General features: G+C 29.7%; 2 protein-coding genes. Both read right to left on the reverse strand.

Annotated elements, in window-relative coordinates:
• Nucleotides 1-546: hypothetical protein (locus COZ07_RS02865; protein WP_406607082.1), on the reverse strand; the 546-nt coding region annotated here is incomplete at its 3' end.
• Nucleotides 543-1,634 (reverse strand): TolC family protein, encoded by a 1,092-nt coding sequence (locus COZ07_RS02870; RefSeq protein ID WP_406607083.1) that lies wholly within the window; start codon nucleotides 1,632-1,634, stop codon nucleotides 543-545. The genes COZ07_RS02865 and COZ07_RS02870, both read right to left, overlap by 4 nt.
• Nucleotides 1,635-1,762: the final 128 nt, after the last annotated feature.

Here is a 1,762-nt window from a genome sequence, read left to right on the forward strand (position 1 = left end):
CTGCCATTGTAAATTTTGATTAATTTTAAGCAATTCATTAGCAGCTTTATATTTTTCTTGTGCTTGTAAGATAGGAACTAGAGGATAAATAGTTTTTGAAGCACTTATAGTCCGATTGATATTTTCAGAAATATTTTCTAAATCAAAGATCCCTTCTTCTTGTACCGAAATTTTTGAGTTAATCATTAATCCATTAGCAAATATTTTAGATGTTTCTAAACTGATTTTGGGAGTGGTATCAGTAGTAGTAGTAGTAGTACTAGTGCTATCTCCTCCCTTAGTAGAATTTCCAGCAATGATGGGATTAGCCTGCAAGGACATTTTCGGAGCATATTCCGTATCAATTAAAGCTAAATTTCTTTCTATGGTTTTTATTTCATCCTTGATTACTCGAAGGGATGAATTCTGTTCTAACCCCCAGTTAATAGCATCTGGTAAAGAAATCTCCTCAGCTTGAATATTTATCTCCAAACCTATGAAAATAAAACTTATCATTATTATTAAAGTTAGAAGAAAAAATGAATTATTTTTTCTGATTAGGTTCATTTAATTTCTCCTTCTTCGATCTTCTGCCCCATTAATTGTTGTAAAGTCAATTTACTTATATAATAATTCAGAATAGTTGATTCTAAATCGGACTCGGCCTGCAATGTATTTATTTCTGCTGATAAAAGATCACTTTTAGTTTTAAGTCCGGCATTTACCTGCTCCACTATAATACTATTATTTTCCTGAGCTTGATTTAAGTTTTGCTTGCTTAAATCTAAACTATTAATAGCCTGCTTATAAGTATAAAATTGTTTACTAATTGAATTATTTAATTCTTTTTGAGTTTTATCATAGTTTAAATTAGCCAAGACAACATTATTTTTAAGCTTTTGCAAATCTAATTTCGGACTTGCTGCTACTTCCGCACTTTCTAAGTCAACTTCGTTTAATTCTATTTGACGTTTGCTTAATTCTAAAGTAAAACTATTCTCCATAGCCCTTTTTAAAGCTTCTTCTTCGCTTATTTCCCACACTTGAGGAGAATCTATTACCGATAAAACCAATTCTTCTTCGCCTTGATTAACTACTCCTAATTCTACTTTAAATTCCTTAAAAGACTGATCATAATCGTCATTGGCTTTCTCTAAATTAAAGACCGCATTTTGATATAGGTTTTCTTGTTGAAGAAGATCTAAATTTCCTTTGTGCCCAGATTGAACTTGAGCTTTTATTTCTTCTAATAACTTTTTCTCCAATTCTACTTTCTTATCTGTAACCATTATATTTTTTTTAGCTTGATTTAATTGAAGGTATTTTTGCACTACATCAACAATTACCTGATTTCTGGTTTGAGTATAATTATCCTTGGCCTGCAGCAAGCCTAAGTCTCCCTGCAATTGTATATACCGCGATGAAGTCAGTAGATTGCTTGCTTTAGTTTTTTCGTAATCTATTTGAGCATTTTCTAAGTCTAAATTAGCTATCTTTAGATTTAAATTATCAGTTAAGGCTAAATTAACTGCCAGAGAAAGATCTATTTCTTTTGGTTTTGTTGGCGGTGTTGGTTCTGCGCCAAATATTATACCAGAAAAAATAAAAAATATAACCAAAAACAATGTTATGCCTTTTACTATATTTTTAATCATAAAAAGATACACCCTCCTAATTTAAATTTTTAATATTATGCTTTAACTAATATTTACCTATACCTATATAATATATTAAAGCAATTATTATGCCAATTAAGAAAACAATGACAATATCTTTTTTTTAA

It is taken from the genome of Candidatus Infernicultor aquiphilus (assembly GCF_002784285.1).
Taxonomy (GTDB): Bacteria; Atribacterota; Phoenicimicrobiia; order Phoenicimicrobiales; family Phoenicimicrobiaceae; genus Infernicultor; species Infernicultor aquiphilus.